At 52.4% G+C, this 17,036-nt stretch carries 12 protein-coding genes; 6 read left to right on the forward strand and 6 right to left on the reverse strand.

The window, feature by feature from the left end:
- Positions 1–197 precede the first annotated feature (197 nt).
- Positions 198–647, reverse strand: a complete 450-nt coding sequence (locus H8K03_20495) for an Hsp20/alpha crystallin family protein (GenBank protein ID UVT20122.1) — start codon at positions 645–647, stop codon at positions 198–200.
- 311 nt (positions 648–958) lie between these two features.
- Here H8K03_20495 and H8K03_20500 point away from each other — a divergent pair, with 311 nt between their 5' ends.
- The 5 genes from H8K03_20500 (at position 959) to H8K03_20520 (ending at position 6,017) form a co-directional block, all read left to right on the forward strand.
- On the forward strand, positions 959–1,126 hold the full coding sequence (locus tag H8K03_20500; GenBank protein ID UVT20123.1) for a hypothetical protein: 168 nt from the start codon (positions 959–961) through the stop codon (positions 1,124–1,126).
- A gap of 497 nt (positions 1,127–1,623) precedes the next feature.
- The gene (locus H8K03_20505) at positions 1,624–2,082 is read left to right on the forward strand and encodes a thermonuclease family protein (GenBank protein UVT20124.1); all 459 of its coding nucleotides are present in this window, start codon (positions 1,624–1,626) and stop codon (positions 2,080–2,082) included.
- Positions 2,083–2,311: 229 nt separating this feature from the next.
- Positions 2,312–2,812: a DoxX family protein gene (locus tag H8K03_20510; GenBank protein UVT20125.1), complete on the forward strand. Its 501-nt coding sequence runs from the start codon at positions 2,312–2,314 to the stop codon at positions 2,810–2,812.
- A gap of 605 nt (positions 2,813–3,417) precedes the next feature.
- Complete coding sequence (locus tag H8K03_20515; GenBank protein ID UVT20126.1) at positions 3,418–3,876, forward strand: hypothetical protein; 459 nt, start codon at positions 3,418–3,420, stop codon at positions 3,874–3,876.
- Between the two features lie 1,688 nt (positions 3,877–5,564).
- Positions 5,565–6,017, forward strand: a complete 453-nt coding sequence (locus tag H8K03_20520; GenBank protein UVT20127.1) for a response regulator transcription factor — start codon at positions 5,565–5,567, stop codon at positions 6,015–6,017.
- 1,827 nt (positions 6,018–7,844) lie between these two features.
- Here the strand turns inward: H8K03_20520 and H8K03_20525 are convergent.
- From H8K03_20525 to serS, 5 genes are all read right to left on the reverse strand, one after another.
- On the reverse strand, positions 7,845–10,370 hold the full coding sequence (locus H8K03_20525) for a DEAD/DEAH box helicase (GenBank protein ID UVT20128.1): 2,526 nt from the start codon (positions 10,368–10,370) through the stop codon (positions 7,845–7,847).
- 908 nt (positions 10,371–11,278) lie between these two features.
- Positions 11,279–12,322, reverse strand: a complete 1,044-nt coding sequence (locus tag H8K03_20530) for a hypothetical protein (GenBank protein UVT20129.1) — start codon at positions 12,320–12,322, stop codon at positions 11,279–11,281.
- A gap of 380 nt (positions 12,323–12,702) precedes the next feature.
- Positions 12,703–13,029 carry a YceK/YidQ family lipoprotein gene (locus tag H8K03_20535; GenBank protein ID UVT20130.1) on the reverse strand — a complete coding sequence of 109 codons (327 nt, stop codon included), beginning with the start codon at positions 13,027–13,029 and terminating at the stop codon, positions 12,703–12,705.
- A gap of 759 nt (positions 13,030–13,788) precedes the next feature.
- Positions 13,789–14,289, reverse strand: a complete 501-nt coding sequence (locus H8K03_20540; protein ID UVT20131.1) for a hypothetical protein — start codon at positions 14,287–14,289, stop codon at positions 13,789–13,791.
- A 298-nt stretch (positions 14,290–14,587) separates the two neighbouring features.
- Positions 14,588–15,880, reverse strand: a complete 1,293-nt coding sequence (gene serS, locus H8K03_20545; protein ID UVT20132.1) for a serine--tRNA ligase — start codon at positions 15,878–15,880, stop codon at positions 14,588–14,590.
- A 74-nt stretch (positions 15,881–15,954) separates the two neighbouring features.
- Between serS and H8K03_20550 the strand changes: the two genes are divergently transcribed.
- Positions 15,955–17,034 carry a PA0069 family radical SAM protein gene (locus H8K03_20550; GenBank protein ID UVT22557.1) on the forward strand — a complete coding sequence of 360 codons (1,080 nt, stop codon included), beginning with the start codon at positions 15,955–15,957 and terminating at the stop codon, positions 17,032–17,034.
- Positions 17,035–17,036: the final 2 nt, after the last annotated feature.

Genomic DNA, 17,036 nt, shown 5'->3' on the forward strand with positions numbered 1-17,036 from the left:
CTTTTTGAACAGGGGAGGCGCATAACGGGGTGCGCCGGGTAAAGTGCAGGGTAAATTTTGCTACTTCGCCTAATCGAGGCGGTTCGTTGACCGCCTCCTTGTCGATATCGCGACTCCACTGAATGCGAGCACCCCTCCTCTTGACAAGAAGGACACCTTCCCACAAGCCTTCAGCCCTACATGCATTCCTCAGCGAGTTACGCTACCTTGACCTCGATCGCCTTCGGCTTCGCCTTCTCTGACTTCGGTAGATGGAGATTCAACACGCCATCCTTGAACTCGGCTTTTACCTGGTCCACTTCAATCACATCGGGTAAGGCGAAGGTCCGGGCAAAGCTGCCGTACGATCGTTCAATGCGATGGAACTTCTTCCCCTTCTCTTCCTGTTCGTGCTTGCGCTGGCCCTGAATGGTGAGCACACCATCTTCGAGCGTGATTTTCACGTCCTCCTTCTTCACATCTGGAATCTCCACCTTGATCTGATATTCCCCTTCGGTCTCACTGATATCAACAGGCGGCGTCCAATCGGCTACGATCATGTTCTCCTTGCCATTCATGGTTCGCGCCGCCGGACGTGCGAACATCCGATTCAACCGGTCTGACACTTCTTCCAATTCCCGAAATGGATCCCATCGTACGAGTGCCATAGTAACCTCCTCTTTAGGTCATGCTGGACGAACGGTCAGGTTATCTGCGTTGGCGCTGCGCCGATTCAGCAATGGTTGATAGATAAAGCGACCGAGGAGGGAGTCAAGGACCTCTTCAGCCTGCAAATAGGAGGATTATCCATGCTCACTAGGACGGGAGCCGGTTATGTTCGACGGAGAAAAACCGTATCTATGACCGCTTTTCGCTATAGGTATAAAACTGTGGGCGAATAGAGGTCTTGACTAGATAGGTTGAGAGATTATCTGCGCCATCCATAGGACCACTTTTCACGTTTCATGAGTCTGCTGGTATGGAGACGTACACCAACGGTTTCAGGAAAGAGATCAGAGACTTTATTTCGGTGAGCGAACGGATACAAAGTATTGTGGCACAGGGCGAAGCCTTGACCACAGACGAAGCGGGAGTGGTGCGGCTCTGCGCGGCTGAGTTACTCGCAAAGGTGCCTGAACCGATCTAAGCTGAGTTTCTTTTCTCCCGGTGCTTCAAAATAATGATGGATCCCAAACAGATGCCGGATGAGGGGTGCCGATTCCTTGACTACAAACAGTTCTTTGCAGGAGAACCGAGGATAAGTTGATAGCTAGGTGTCTGGGCCGTTCTTGGGCATGGTAGAAAACCATGGTATGTGGCTGGTGACTGGCAGGTTCTTGAGTTTGGGGTTTGCATAGAAAATGCTAATACTTAGCTTCTTTTGACTCTTAGTTTTGGGAATCACCTTGGAGTTGGACTTGGAGTGATTGTAAGTAGGCATCGTCCCCTCTATCACGCAGCCGTAGCTAAGCTCTTCCTAAAACAGCACGCAATGATCTCCTCGTAAAGCCCAGCAATTCCGCTTGAAAAGGCAAATTGCACGCCTTAGATGGAAACTTAGTATAGCTGCGGAGTTCTAATCCTGTGCGGACGAAGTACTGAACCAGAAATGATTCGAAGTGTATCGAATTGATTCATGTACTGATGAGGTTTACGCGCTGTTTAGACACCGTCGAGTCTCATACAACAAGCAAGCCGAACGTATCCCGCCTCACTTGTATCGATTGCCCTGAGAAGAAGCAGGCTCTTGGTCAGCGGGCGAAACAAGCCACTTCCACATTGAGCTTTGGCCAGAACGTCACGATTCAGACAAACGGCAAGGATCGGTATGGGCGAACTCTTGGTATTGTGGTTCTCCAGAATAGTCGCAACTTAAACCACGAATTAGTCAAAGAGGGCTGGTGTTGGTGGTACAGAAAGTACGCCCCAGGGGATACGGTCCTTGAAGGGTTGGAGAGCGAGGCACGACAAGCGAAGAAAGGGCTATGGATTGATCCTCACCCTATCGCACCATGGGAGTGGAGAGCCTCAAAAAAGATGAAGATGAAGCCCCAGTTAGATTTTCAAATATCGTCGCCTGAGCGCCCAACGACAGCCCATTAGCATACTTCGGGAGTGGCACTTTTGAGTCTCTGGACAGAGATCTCGTACCGCTATTTCTGTGAACGGCTGGCTTCCCCTGTGGCCCGACCTCCCAATATGCCCTTATCAGGTCAGGAAGGCCGAGGTCTTTATAAATACGCTGTAAGAAACGGATGACATGATCGACCATACTGAGAAGACATCGATGTTCGTCAGGCGAAAGAAGGAGCACATCTAGGTGTTGCTCAACATGGCCAAACTGAATCATGCATTCCAAAAGAGGTTGCGCCCTTGGACACCGCTTCTCCTGCGCGTAATTGTGGGCTATGGCTTCATGGCTCACGGATACGCCAAGTTGAGCAGAGGACCGGAGCAGTTCATCAGTATAGTGACTGCTATCGGTATTCCCATGCCTCATCTCATGGGGTGGGCCACGATCATTGTCCAATTATTAGGCGGTCTGTGCGTGCTACTAGGGGCGTGGGTAATCCTCTGGAGCATACCAATGGCGGCTATTCTGATCGTGGCGGCGGTCACGGTGCATTGGCCTAATGGATTCAGCTCTATCAAACTTCAATCCGTTATCGACGGCAGAGCGCAGTTCGGGCAACCAGGTTATGAGACCGATTTGTTGTATCTCATATGTATCGCCGTACTTGTGGCTGGGGGCGCTGGCCCTTACGCGGTAGATAATATGATAGCTCGCAAAATGGATCATCGGGGCTCGGCAGACCTTCTTAAAACCTCTTGATCTCCTTGCGGTTCCGTATGAGTTGCAGCCTATCGGCGAATGACACATCCGTAGGAAAGTTCTGTCTATGCAGAGATGATCTCTATTCCGAGGAGCCTTCACTTTCGCATTCTATCCAGCCCACCTTTTGTCCTGGTGCTGCAAAAATCCAATATAGGACCCCAAACACATGCCAGGTGGGGGCTGCGCCCGTGAAGATATAGGGACATTTTGAATTAATCCACACAAAGAAACTTCTCTTTTTCCGAAGCACTCGCTTGACCTAAGCTTCTGCAAGGAGGAAACTATATGTAGGAGTGGGTCTAGCCCATGCCTCTTCTTGTCCTACCGTGGTTCGTCACTAAGCGAAGCGTTGCGTTGGCGATCGGTTTTCTCATCATCCCAGATTCCAACGCCATTCTGGTGCGTGTCGCTATTCTGCTCTTGTGCAGAGTCTTCAAGGCAGTATGCAGGAATATCGTGATTTCCAGCCGGAGCATGTATCCAGGCCAAAGCGACATGATCATGTGTGTTCCTTGAGCAAAGGAGGTTGTTCGTCCGACTGAATAATGCGCATTTCAATAGGCTGGACGTATCGTGGGCTGTCTAACCGAAGGAGGCACGTTATGAGGGTTGGAAGATGTGTCACAAAATCTCAGGTGATGTGCGTGGCACTGGCGGTCGGCACATTCCTTGGCGTGGGGATCAGCGCTGTGGAGGTTCGAGGAGCGCAGGTTCAGAAAGTTGAGATCGTGATCCAATCCGGAGAAGCGAAGTTGGTTCGCGGCACGATGTACACCGGCTTTCCGACCGAGATCAGCATCCGCAATGAGGACTCCGTTACACACGGGTTCAATTCCTCGGCATTCGGGAGGGCCGACAAAGTCGAGATGGTTGGAGGTGCTGTTGCAGAAGGAAAAGGGGCGAATGTCTATCGGGTCGAGCCAGGCCGGACGATGGTGATTAAATTTACTCCAACGAGTGATGGCAAGGACGAAAACCGGACGCACGCATTCTGGTGTGATATGCACAAAACTGTAAAAGGTGAAATGCTGCTCATCGACCAAGTTCGGGAGGGCGGATGAGACCGAGATGGCGATCATCTCGAAGTTGGGCTTGTCTGCGGGGTGCAGAGTCCACGTAAGAATGTGTGGCTTCGGATGCGTGACGGCCGGTCGGCGCTTTTCACCGGCATGCGCCGACCGGTTGCTGTTTGCCCTGTCAAGGGAGCGGGAAACTGATCACCAGTCCTCCCATGACATCACCGACGTTGAAATCTGATCGAGGACTATTGGAGTGGGTGTTGTGGCAATCGTGCTCCCTTTCCTCCTGTATTGCAAAACAAATATGGGTCCCAGACCTAAGCCGGGTGCGGGGTCTGCCGATCATGGTGGGGTATGGCAGGTGTTTAGCCGGTGTTACTGGGACCGGCAATCGGGCTAAAGTGAAATGAATTGGTATGAAGTCAAACTACTATGAAATGCGGTTTGTGATTGGATGAAGGCGGGATTGCCTAGATCTCAGGACATGAGCAATCCCCGGCTTTCCAGGGCGGAGGTCTGCATAGATCCAGCACGCCTACTCAATCATGCTTTCGCATGCGCCATCTGATGGCAAGATTCGGCACACCGGCGGCACATCTCTGCACATCTCTTCATCATGCTGTCCTCCTTTCCCACTTGCTCACACGCCTCGGCACACGCCGTACATATTTCGGCACAGATGCCACAGGTGCGTGTATGCAGCGGAGAACCGCGCAGCATGAAATCTGAACTGGTTTGGCATATCTGCGCACAGTCGAGCAGGAGGCGAATGTGATCCGCTTCCCCATGTTTATCGCCCCTCTGTAAACAATGCTGAGCCGTCTCTGTACAGATGGCATGACATTGTTGGCAATTCTGTAAACATCCTTGCATCTGTGGATGAATCATAATGCCTCCATCGGTTATTTCTCACTCCTGTTCAGGGTTCCCTCTCTCCCGCGAGCTTTACCCCAATGTTATTGAACCCGAGATAGTTAAAGCATAATAGAGATCATGGATGGATGACTTAACTGGACATTCCCCTTGACGGTGTATTGGACTGCTTTTCTCTACCCCAATTGCCACAGCCTGAACCATGACCTAGGCAAAGGTGGCTGGTGTTGGTAGTACAGAAAGTACGCCACGTGATACGGGTCTTGAAAGGGTGGAGTTGACAAGAGCTCAATGGAGCCTGGTACGAGGAAAAACCATAGGGCCACCAAGGGCCATCCCACTCCGATTGGCCTCAGTTCACAAATGGGTCTGGATTCGGGGTGACTTTAGGCATGACGTTCGGCATCAGTTATGTCGCAGCTAGCCTCTGGACGAAAATTTTGCCTCAAACATCGACTATAGGGACACTCCCTTTTCTCCTGGTGGTGCAAACGCAATATGAAATTCCAGATAGTGCCACGCCTTGTGTGTGCGAAGGACTTCCCACCTGTCTAGGCGCAGATGACACCCGTGATTCCGGTTCCCTCCGCTCGTCAGCTCGTGACACGGGCAGTAGCTTTAGACTCGGCGTCGTCTTAATCTAGGTCTTTCCCTAGTCCCCATACAAATTAAGTTTGTTCTAGATTTTAGCTGTGTGTCCTTGCAAGGGGGGAAACTATGGCACTGGTACGCGTTGCAAATCTTTTGGCGTACCATCTCCATGAAGCGTATCTGCACTCCACGCCAGCCAGGACTCTGTTCACGCGTCGGCCTAAACTCAACTCATGGTGGGCTCCCTGGTCGTTGAGGTCACGTCGATGAATATGGAGCGTATACCCGTAGCCGTCTGCAGACAGACACAGCGATCAGAGATTATTCACGTCTTAGTCGTCGATGACCATCCGCTGATGCGTCAAGGGCTGCGGAGTCTTATCAGTTGCTTTAGTGAATTTGAAATCCTCGGCGAAGCGGCAGACGGAGAGGAGGCCTGCGACTGTGCTCAGCGCTTACAGCCGGATGTCATCCTGATGGATATCCATATGCCAAAGATGAACGGAATTACCGCCACGCGCTGGATCAAAGAGGCCTTCCCTCATGTCGTCATTATTGGGCTCTCGGTCGATCAAAATAGTGCGGTCGCGACGCAATTCAAAGCGGCGGGTGCCTCCGCCTATCTCACCAAAGAAACGCAGCCTGATGAGCTCTATCGGGCCATCCATGCCGCGCTCACCAGTGGGAGAGCTAGCTCGGGGAAAGCATTTCCAGCATAGTAAGTATGACCAGGTCAGCGGCTAGTCGCTCGCAATGAGGCACTCCTCGTCTGATGCAACGCCAGAGATCCCGGAGTCATTGTCAGCTTTCCTAGTCGCTGCACGGCATAAGCAGCTTAGAGAAGGGATGTCGCTGAATCACGGTAGGGAGGACGAGCACATAGAACCAGATTCACGTAGCATTGCCTATGCGAACAACTAACTTTGGTGCTCAATTCTGCTACGACGCTGTTACAGGACAGGACGAACCCGGCTCATGCGATCTCAAACAATATCGCGTTGCATTTTGTCCTAGGGGTGCATTCCTTAAAAGCGTCTCAGTCCCAAGAATAGATGGCAAGGTGCGCCGGTTATGTAGGTATTTGCTCGAGGGAAGGAGGGTGGTATCGTGCTAAGGAGACAGAATCGTGACTCAAGCACAAGTGCCCTGCTGATTGTTTCATCGTGCCCACCCGCGCCTTCGGCCTGCTTGATTCCGCCGTTCAGCACCCGCAAGCTGCGCGTCCCAAGCCCCTCCAACAACTGTGGCGGTTGTATCGGCGGGCTTTAAAAACGTCTCTCAGAACCGGTGTAACTACCGGGTGGTGCAAACCCACCCCCATCCATGCCACTCAATTCCTTGACGCTCGGATCGCCCGACGATCTACGGTCCCACCAAGGACCGGACGAAGAAGTATCACCCTTAGCGCCAGGATGAATATCGAATGATGGCCCCAGAGAATCGCTATAGGATCTCATGCCCGTGCCACTGGACTTGTCCCCAGAAGATCCTTTGAATGCCTCACCGTCGTAACTGGAAACATGGCTTTTAGCTGAGAAATCCTCAATTTTCTGCACTTTGTGAATGAAGGAATTGTGTGCCCCCGAGCTTTCTCTAGAATATGGCAGTCCCTTGGCTGACACTAAGACCGGCGCGGCTAACCAGACACTTGTCAAAAGCAGACATATAGTTAGATTCTTGTTTTTCATCGCATCACTCCTCAGAATTTGTCGAACCACAGCACCTGGACTTGAAGGCCCGAGTTTTCTTCAGATTTCCAGGGCAATCACTTGCCCATTGACATTGTGCTCTGAACAGACAAGCTTGAGTACTCAGAATTTCCCTGGCCGGACTGGGTCATGAGGCCCTTCCCCCCCGAAGGGCCCCTGACGGTACATAGCCTTCATTTTGTTTTGGTGTTGCAAAGCCAATAGGGTACCTAAACCCATGGCAGGGCAGGGTGCGCCGATTCGGGGGAGTGGATGACTATATGTAGATCTTGATGCCTGAAAGTACGTCGTTGGATAGATCGTAATTGGGGGCGCGTTTGGGGCGCGGAAATACAAGCAGGATGGGTCGTAGTTGACCCATCCTGTCCAATCAAAGGCCTCTAATTATGGAGTTTTCGAAGGTTGCTGAGGGTCTGAATCCGTTTTCAAGACCGGCACGTTCGGCCGCTCCGTCACCCCTCCAAACCAACCTTCGGTTAACCCGGCGACTATGCATCGTTTTTTCGCTACGGAGTCGACGGATGAACCCCTTTTGCGTCTTCGGCGCGCGCAGCCATTCTTCGCATAACAGACTTGGTCGGTCAAGAGATCGTGTCGTAGCTCAACCGACGGCAGGGGTGGCAGGCATTTCCTAACTGCGCTCCGCTCGCAACTTTCGCCTGGTGCTGTCGACATACTCCTGGCGGGATCCATTAATCGCCGTCGGACTAATCCGCACCAAACAGCCATATCCAGAGTCTGGGCCAATGTACACACTTCCAAGCAGCGGTGTCCGGAGGAAAATGAAGTTGGCAATCTCCAGTTCAAAATGCTTCGTTCGTAACAGCATACTGAAGCTTAACTTTCTAGCCTGACAAGATCCAGCAACTCTTCCCGCGTGACTTCTTTCCGCAAATACTCGTCCGGTCTAATCGTCAGATCAAAAAGATCCTTTTTCTTGAGAAGCTCGGCTTCGATCTTGTCTTCCAATGTTCCACGAGTAAGAATGTGGAACGCAACGACGGTCCGCCTCTGGCCAATCCGATGGACTCGATCAACAGCTTCAGAATGAACTGCTGGGTTCCACCACTGATCGTATGATGCGACATAGTTGGCACTTTGTAAGTCCAAGCCCACCCCGCCTGAGAAAAGAGTGGACACAAGTCCGAACTGAGATGGCTGAGAATTGAACCACCTGCAGCGGGCAGGTCTTTCCGCGGGAGGAACAGCTTCATCAATTCTTTCACAGGAACGACCCTTGGAAATAATAAAGTTCTGTAGGAACGTCGTCATGTGGACAAATTGACTGAAGACAACCAACTTATTTGGCTCCACCTCAGTCGCTCGACTGTCCAAGATCCCCTCAAGTATTTCCATAAAGGCATCGAACTTTCCCGATACCCCTGGCCTGAATTCCTCGAAGTCTCCTGTTACTAAGCCTGGATGGCAACAAATCTGCTTGAGTTTCAAGAGCACACTGAAGATGTGGGGGTTGCCAAGGGTCAATTTCTCACCGCCTGTGGCTGTGATCGCCTCTTCAAGATCCCTTGTGACAACAGCCGTATACAGTGCACGCTGTTTCTCCGTGAGTTCACACCGTATTGTCTTCTCGATCTTATCCGGCAGTTCCTTTGCCACCTCTGTTTTTAGCCGCCGAAGGACAAATGGGCGTGTCTTCCTTCGAAGAAGATCCCGCGCATTCTTATCACCACGAGTCTCAATGGGATCCTTGATCCTTTTTTCAAACTCACTCTTAGAGAACAGGAGTCCTGGTGCAAGAAAGTCGAAGACCGACCACAAATCTTGTAATTTGTTCTCAACCGGTAGGCCGGTAATCGCGAAGCGTGCCTCTGCCGGAATTGTGCGAACTACTTTGGCTCCTGGTGTGTCAGGAGTTTTGATTCTTTGTGCCTCATCGAGAATAAGGAATCGCCATGGGATGCGTCGGAGATCTTGAGCATCGCGGACCATGGTTTCATAGGATGTCACCACGAGATCCACATGCGGCCCTTGAACCCTGAGTGCTTCATTGCGATTGTCCCCGGAGTGGGTGAGTACCAAAAACTCTGAGAGAAATTTATCGGCCTCGTCGGCCCACTTCTCTACGAGACCTGCCGGGCAAACAACGAGGGAGGGACAGCGGCCATGCTGCTGGCGAACATGTGCAATTGTTAGGAGCGTTTGCAGTGTCTTCCCAAGACCCATTTCATCCGCCAAAATACCTGGAAGCCCATATCGCTTGAGAAATGCCAACCACTCATATCCATGATGCTGATAATCCCGTACCGATATGCCTGGTCGGAGATCGTCTGGAAGCTTCAGGGAGCCAGTCGACGAAAAATCGAGAAGCCGCTGCCTAAATCTTGCGAAGGCCGCGCTTTCGGAAAGTATGCCAAGCTTCGAAAAGATATCGATGATTTCGTCGTAGCTAAAGCTTGGCCCACGGTATGACCCGTCCGGTTGTTCCTCAAAGCCGCTGTCTTTAAGCGCGGTCTTCACCCGATGGACCTGAGTCCAATCAACTCTGTAGTAGGCGTTCTGTTTTCTATAATACTTTCTGGACTCATCGGCCCGTTGTAGCTCGGCATGATCAAGGGATTCACTCTCATATTTATACAGCGGACGTGCGACAACTTTTGATGTGCCTTCGTCAAAATCGATTGAAGTGTGTATTTTGGGAATGGTAGCAACGACACGAAGCTCGCCGGCTTCTTTGCCGATGAGGACTCGGCTAGACTTCTTGATCGCAGACAGTTCCTTCTCAAGGAATTCAGGAATCTCATCCATCGCAAGCCGGTATGTGCCCGATGACACTTCAGTGCCCTGGGTCGGCAATTGCGCCCATTCTTTCGGCAACTTGAAAAATTGGTCGGAGACCCGTATCCAACTGGGATGTTCCTCACGACCAGATGTGGGAAGCGGGATCAACGACTCGTCGGCAGTCGTGAGTGTTTGTCTGACAGTTAACGTTTCAGGGTCGTCTAGGTCGAGGTAAGTACGATGTTCGAGCGGGGTCGGATGAATCTTGACAGCGCTGGCAGCAGCTGTTTGCTCAACTCTGAACCATTTTCGCAAAGAGGCCAAGCAGTCCGGGACAGTGTCTCCCTTGCAGCACAGCGTCAAATCATCGGTCCATTCACAGGAGGCACCGATGTGCTGGATGACGTCAAGGCCATAATTGTTGACGATGAAACGCCGTCCTTTGAATGTACCGCTCCCTTGCGCCAGAGAACGCCGGCTCAGACTAATGGGTTTTCCGTTGAGGTCGCCATGGAGGGCAATCTTTAAATTGCCCGATCGAGGATCAAAATCTATGAATGGTTGGAGTACTGCCTGGTCCGGCTTGAGAAACGTTTCGATGCTGTTCCAGATGAACGTCAGCATACCACCCTCTAGTGAATGGCCATGGCTGATTCGCTAAGCGGGGGCGTATTCTATGCCAGTTGCATGAAGAAATTCGAGTGACTTTCTTACTTTTTCTCCTATGTGGCCAATCGATTTTGGGTCCCAAGTTTAGGCCGGGTAGGGGCCTGCCGGATAGGGGATGAGGCGGAAGTTCACTGAGCTAAGACTTAGTGTTATGGTCTTCTGCGACCGAGGTCGGGCTCGATTTTCCGTACTGCTACAACATCTATGCGGATATTCTGTGTAAGTGTGGGTATACGTTCGATCAAAACCCGCGGTTTAGGAAAGCATTCTTAGCACCCTCTTCCAGCCTACTCCAACTCATTCAGACCAATCATATCCAACGGTTAGACAAGAACTCGATCTTGGCTGGAATAGGCCTGGGTGGGGTGGAGTGAGGTGGGCTTGAGCACAAAATGAGCACAACCGAGTCCTTGATATGACTCGGCTCGACCTGCGGTTCACAAACTCTGTCTGATCCCCCTTCGGACAATCTAACTCGGCAAGATTCAACAAACCCCGACGTCTCCGACATGGGGCGAGATGGGGTCAGCTTGTCCCTGTTCTGGTGGCAGCGTGGCAGCAAAGTCGGACGATATTGAGGAGTGAAGCCACTATTCCGATTGGCAATGGCTGATTGATTATAGCACGGGGACTCTCACCGGCTGCTACTTTCCAATGGTCCTCGCTCAATCAGACGTTGCGCGTGACCAGCCGTTGTGGAGCGTAGTGAGAAATGGAGCCGACGATCTAGCTGTTGCCGCTCTGATTGATGCGCTGGTTAGTACGCATGTTGTGACGGCTCGAGGCTACCATTTTAGTGACATCATCTTGATTTTTTAACCGCAACTAAGATCTGCTCTCGCGTCTTCGAGTCGAGCCGCGACCTATTCGAGGATCAACGAATTGATTGCCTGATTTGCTGTCAGTCCTGACAACGGCGTCAGCACTTCGACCTCGAGGTTGGGGCAGAACACGGCACTTCCGCGCTCCGAGAAGTCCACATCGATATTGTTCTCGAGGTCGAGGCCGTCCTCCGGGTCATAGGAGAGTTCGAGGGATACCTGGAACACCACGGAGGCACGGTTGGGAACGACCAGCTGGCGGTGACTGAGGGCGAACTGCTCGAACGAAAACGACTGCGACTTGAAGCTGGCTCCTTGGAAGATATGTCCACCTTCCGCGCGCAAGGAGGCGATGGTCTGCCGCTGCGTCGGTTGGAAGTCCGGGTGCGTGGTCTGATCGTTTGAAGTGCCGGTGACTGGATCCGTTCCCCACCCGAACCAACGGATGATCGCAAGAGACCCATTGACATTCAATGTCTCGACAGCGCCGGAGAAAATCCCAGACTTGGCCTGGACCGAACAGCCGCCGTTGACGATGAGCGATGACCGGACGTTCACCACCGCAAACGAATCCGTCTCGTTGGACCAGAGAAAGAAGAAGACGAAGCGCGTGGAATTGGACTCTGTCGGGTCACCAACGCGCACCCTGACGAAACTGTTCATCGATTCCACGTGGGAGTCGATAAAGATGTTGAGCTGCGGGTTCGGGAGTTGCCAGATGAGAAACGGCTTGTCCAGTGAGACGATCGCCGGAATGAAAGGAGCGCCAAGCAGCTTGGCCGCTTGGCGGCGCGCCGTCATGGCACTCCGAAACGTGGCAGTCGACGCTCGCATATTCTTCGCCGCGACAGCCCGCTCCTTCGCGAAATCCGCACGGAGCGCGCTCTGATCCTCGGCGACCAGCTTGCGAAACTTCGACCCGTTGAGCCCGGCTTTCTCGAGCACCGAATCGACCATGGCCGCGGCGGCGCGGCGCTTGGGGGAGGTTCCCTGGCGGCGAGAGTTGGCACTGCCCTGGTCGGTCGGAATCTTGCCGCTCTTCATGACCGCGATGATACGTTTCAGCTCTGATTTGACGTCGGCCATAGGAACCCTCGGTATGGATAGGATTTTTAAACGGCTTTTTCTATGACCGGAGCTATAGCGGAGAACCGACAGAATTGTCAAACCCTTTTTCTAGTTGATGAAAAACTCCACTCTTCTACCGTCTGCTCAGCCGGAGAGCGGTCGGTAAGCGCGCGAAAGGTTCTGAATCGCGCCGCTCGCTCGGACTCCGAGCGAGCGGCTGCGTCGGCTTGCGTTTGGCAGGCGATTCTTGACTGTCAGAATGTCCGGAATAGATCGACTCGACGAGCCGGGCCGCGCGGCGGAGCACTGGTCGGCAGACCCAGATGTGTGAGGATCTTGTCAATCACCGGCGACATCAGCAAAAGTGGGGTGCTTGTAATGGGCAAACCCCATCATGATCACGGTGTGTAAGAGAGTTGTTTCACTGGCTTGGCACCATGATCGGAGTCACGTAGGCACATCTCTTCGTTCCAGAAGGATGCTGATCGATGATGATAGTTCCAGATTGAGCGGGGGATGGTATAGGGGAGCACTAGAGTGTCGGCCACAAGGGAAAACGGGGTGTCCAAGATCTTCTGCAAACTCATAGGCCCGACGCGTGTCCCAGAATAGAACATATCCTCGTGGCACTCATATTTGGCATCCTTATGTAATGTTTTTATGGTTCCACAACCGGAAAGTAGCAAGCAAAAAGCTACGGCACCCAGAAATCTCAGAGCTCTCATGGCACATGAAGATTGATGATGACACAGACCATTGTAGATCATGGTCGGCGGAAAGGGGATTTCAAATCTGTCAGTGCGATGTCACTCAGTCGACGTAAGTCCGCCTTGGTGATTCGCTTTATGGATCGTTCTATGAAACGCATAAGTACTATTATAGCTGAGGTGCTGCCCAAACTTGTCTGGCACTTGGCCGAAATGCGACAGAAGACCGGTATACCGAAATAGAGAGATGGTGAATTGATCTGTATCTATGTACCGTCCCAAAAATCTTGATCGGTCAAATCAGAACGTAAGCCATCCGGTGACGATACAAAACCATCGGCAAACATAGAACCACTGCCTAGAAAGAAATGGCGATAACATTGGATTGCTATACGAATGCGACCATCTGGGAAGGTCTCTTTCATTATCGTAAATCTGTAGGAGGACAATTCTGATGGGACTTCAATAGGGAAGGCTGGTATTGCGGGTCAATTCGGCCATGGTCCGAGCTCGGTTCTAGGCAAGGCAGCGATTTATTCTTAATGTCTTCCAAGACAGATATAGCATTATGGTGATCCATCTTATTAGGCTATGACAAACAAAGGGTCGCAGAAGGATAACCTGCGATTTGTTAGACCGCAGGTATAGGCATAAGGGGTTCAAAATCCTTGTTCGGTCCCATGTTTCTAGTTGGTCGAGTATTCAAAGACTTAACCGCATCCTAGTGAAGAATCAGAAAGAACTGCTTTTGAACTGTTCTTGCGAGAAAAGCGAATTTCAATCAGAACACTTCTCATTGCTACTATCACCCTGCGCACCTCCGCGAGATTCAGCTCGAGTTTCCAGCCAGCGAAGCAAAGGCACAAGGTTTTGAGGACTAGCGACATTTTGCGTGTTGATGGCCACAGTGTGCTTCTTTTTTGCCACCACGACGGTGATTCTAAAATCAGGAAGGCCACGATCGCAGCATCCATCGACCTCGGGCGAGGAAATCACGCCGGGTAAGCTGAAGAATTGTGCTGTCTGAAGGAGCGCATCAAGGTCCAACGCCTCCTGGTTGGATAGCGTTTGGGGACCAAGCTTTACGATTTTTCTGACGCTTACATAGCCTTGGTAAACGATTTCGGAGCAGATCTGGAGGGGCTTCGAACTGGTCTCTGCTTGCACCCATCTTCCCGAAACAATCGCGTCCGCGAGTACAAATACTCCTAGTAGGAAGACAATACCTATAGTGTGCAACCGCTTCTTTCTTGCCATAGTGATGGCATCCGAAATCATTGCTTTGTGAATCCGAAAGAAGATGGTCGATAACTGCTGAAAAATCAAGCCGCACGGTTTGGAATAAATGGTGGGATTGTGAAAACATCGTTGTCCAGCTAACCATCAAATAACGAAGCGTGCCTTAGGCGAGAAACAGCGAGAGATATTCGGGGGGAGATCGTCAGGTAAACGGCCGTAAATCACGGTAACGACAGATGCGACGTGACCGCCAGTGTTTATGCTGGGCTTCGCGGTTTGTTGCGAAGTGGGCAGTTTTGCCTATCGGGACTTCAAGATAAGTAGAGGCCGTCATTATCTACGGCGTTTCCTTCGTGATCTTCTCCAGTCCACCCATATACGACCGTAACACCACGGGGATCTCAACCGAGCCGTCCGGCTGTTGGAAGTTTTCCAAGATGGCGACTAATGTTCGTCCTACAGCCAACCCGGAGCCATTCAGCGTGTGGACAAAGTCGCTCTTGGCGTCCTTCTTTCCCCCGGTCGGCCGATATTTGATGTTCGCTCGTCGGGCCTGAAACGCTTCGAAGTTGCTGCAGGACGAGATCTCCCGATACTGTTGCTGAGAGGGCAGCCAGACTTCGAGGTCATAGGTTTTGGCGGCGGAAAAACCCATATCGCCCGTGCACAGTGTGATGACGCGGTACGGGAGGTTCAGACCCTGTAGGATCGACTCCGCATTTCCCGTCAACCGCTCAAGTTCTTCATAGGAGCGATCGGGTGTGGTCAATGAGACCAACTCCACTTTGTTGAATTGGTGAAGCCGAATCAGGCCTCTCGTATCTTTTCCATACGATCCCGCCTCTCTCCGAAAGCATGGGGTATAGGCGGTATACCGGACGGGTAAACTGTCGCCGTTCAGAATTTCCTCTCTATGCAGGTTGGTCACCGGCACTTCCGCAGTCGGTATCAGGAAGTAGTCTTCGTCCCGCAAGCGAAAGAGATCCTCTTCAAACTTAGGAAGCTGGCCGGTCCCGGTCATGGCGAGACGATTCACCATGAGCGGTGGCAACACTTCTCGATATCCATGCTGGGTTGTATGCAGATCAAGCATATAGTTGATCAGGGCTCGTTCGAGCCTGGCGCCGGCGCCGGTCACGACAGAAAACCTGGCTCCCGCGATCTTCGCGGCTCGATCGAAATCCAAGATGCCGAGGTTCTCTCCGACTTCCCAATGGGGTTTGGGGGGACGGGTAAAAGACGGGATGGCACCCCATCGACGAACCTCGACATTCTCTGAGGCGTCAGACCCCACAGGGACCGAGGCGTGTGGAAGGTTGGGGATTCGAAGCGCCACATCGGTCAGCGCCTCCTCGACCTTTTGTTGATTTCCCTCGAGATCCTTAATGCGGCCCCCTAGCTGTTTCATGGCCGCCATCGCTGCTTCAGCCGGTTCTTTGGCTCGACGGAGACGAGCGACCTCTTCGGAGCCTTTGTTGAGTTCGTACCGGAGCTGCTCGACCTGCGTCGTCACGGCGCGGCGTTCTTCGCTCAACTTTTGGAGATCATCCCACGGAACGTCGTTCCCGCGTCGCCCGAGCGAGGTACGGATGTGGTCGAGGTTTTCGCGGAGTTGCTTAAGATCGTACACAGGTCGCTCGTCAAAAAAAAGCGGTTGGAATCTAGCATCTGAGTTCGGGAGAGTCAATGAAACGACGGGCCTGCATGTTATGGCTGGCCGACTTGGGGAGGGAATTGACATCGATTGGGTGCAAGGGACAGGATGGGCGCATGCGGTCAATCTCCAATCCCCCGAACCCGTTTGAATCGCAGCATCGGGAACTCCTCGAACCCGCCGGTGCGGCAAAACTGACAGTGTATTCAGACGACAGTCGAGAGATTTTGAGTCGCAACGACAGCCCGGACTTGCCGTTTCGATGGAGCGTCAATCCCTATCGAGGGTGTTTTCATGCCTGTGCCTACTGCTACGCTCGTCCGTCCCATGAATTTTGGGGATTCGGGGCAGGAACCGACTTCGAAAGCAAGATTATCGTGAAAGAGGAGGCGCCGCAATTGCTCCGGCGCGCCTTGGACAAACCCTCCTGGCGCGGAGAGCTGATCGTCTTTTCCGGCAACACGGATTGTTATCAGCCGCTCGAGGCCGAGTACGGATTGACTCGCGCCTGCTTGGAGGTCTGCGCGGAGTATCGGAATCCCGTGGGGATCATCACGAAGGGATCGTTGATTCTTCGTGATCTCGATGTGCTGACCCGACTGAGCCGGGAAGCTTGGGTATGTGTGTATTTCAGCATCCCATTTTCCTCAGACGATATCGCCCGGAAAGTGGAGCCTCATGTACCGTCGATCACCAAACGCTTCTCCGCCATGAAGACACTCTCTGAAGCCGGTATTCCAACGGGCATCTCCGTTGCGCCTGTCATCCCTGGTCTGAATGAAGATGACATCCCTGAATTGCTGGAGCGGGCGCGTCAAGCCGGCGCGCACATGGCGACCTACAGCTTGTTGAGACTATCCGGAAGTTTGGAGGCGGTGTTTCTGGAACGGATGCGGGAGTCATTCCCTGAGCGGATCGGAAAGATCACGAATCGACTGCGTGAGGTACGGGGCGGAGCTCTTACGGAAAGCCGATTTTTCAGGCGTCAAGCCGGGCAGGGGACTTATTGGGAGTTGATCGAGCAGTTGTTCGCCGTGGCCAAGCGCCGGACGGGATTCCATGATGACCATATCGGCAGTATTCCTGAGACGTTTCGTCGTCCAGGCGTCGAACAGACGTCATTATTCTAAAG

Source organism: Nitrospira sp. (genome assembly GCA_024760545.1).
Taxonomy (GTDB): Bacteria; Nitrospirota; Nitrospiria; order Nitrospirales; family Nitrospiraceae; genus Nitrospira_D.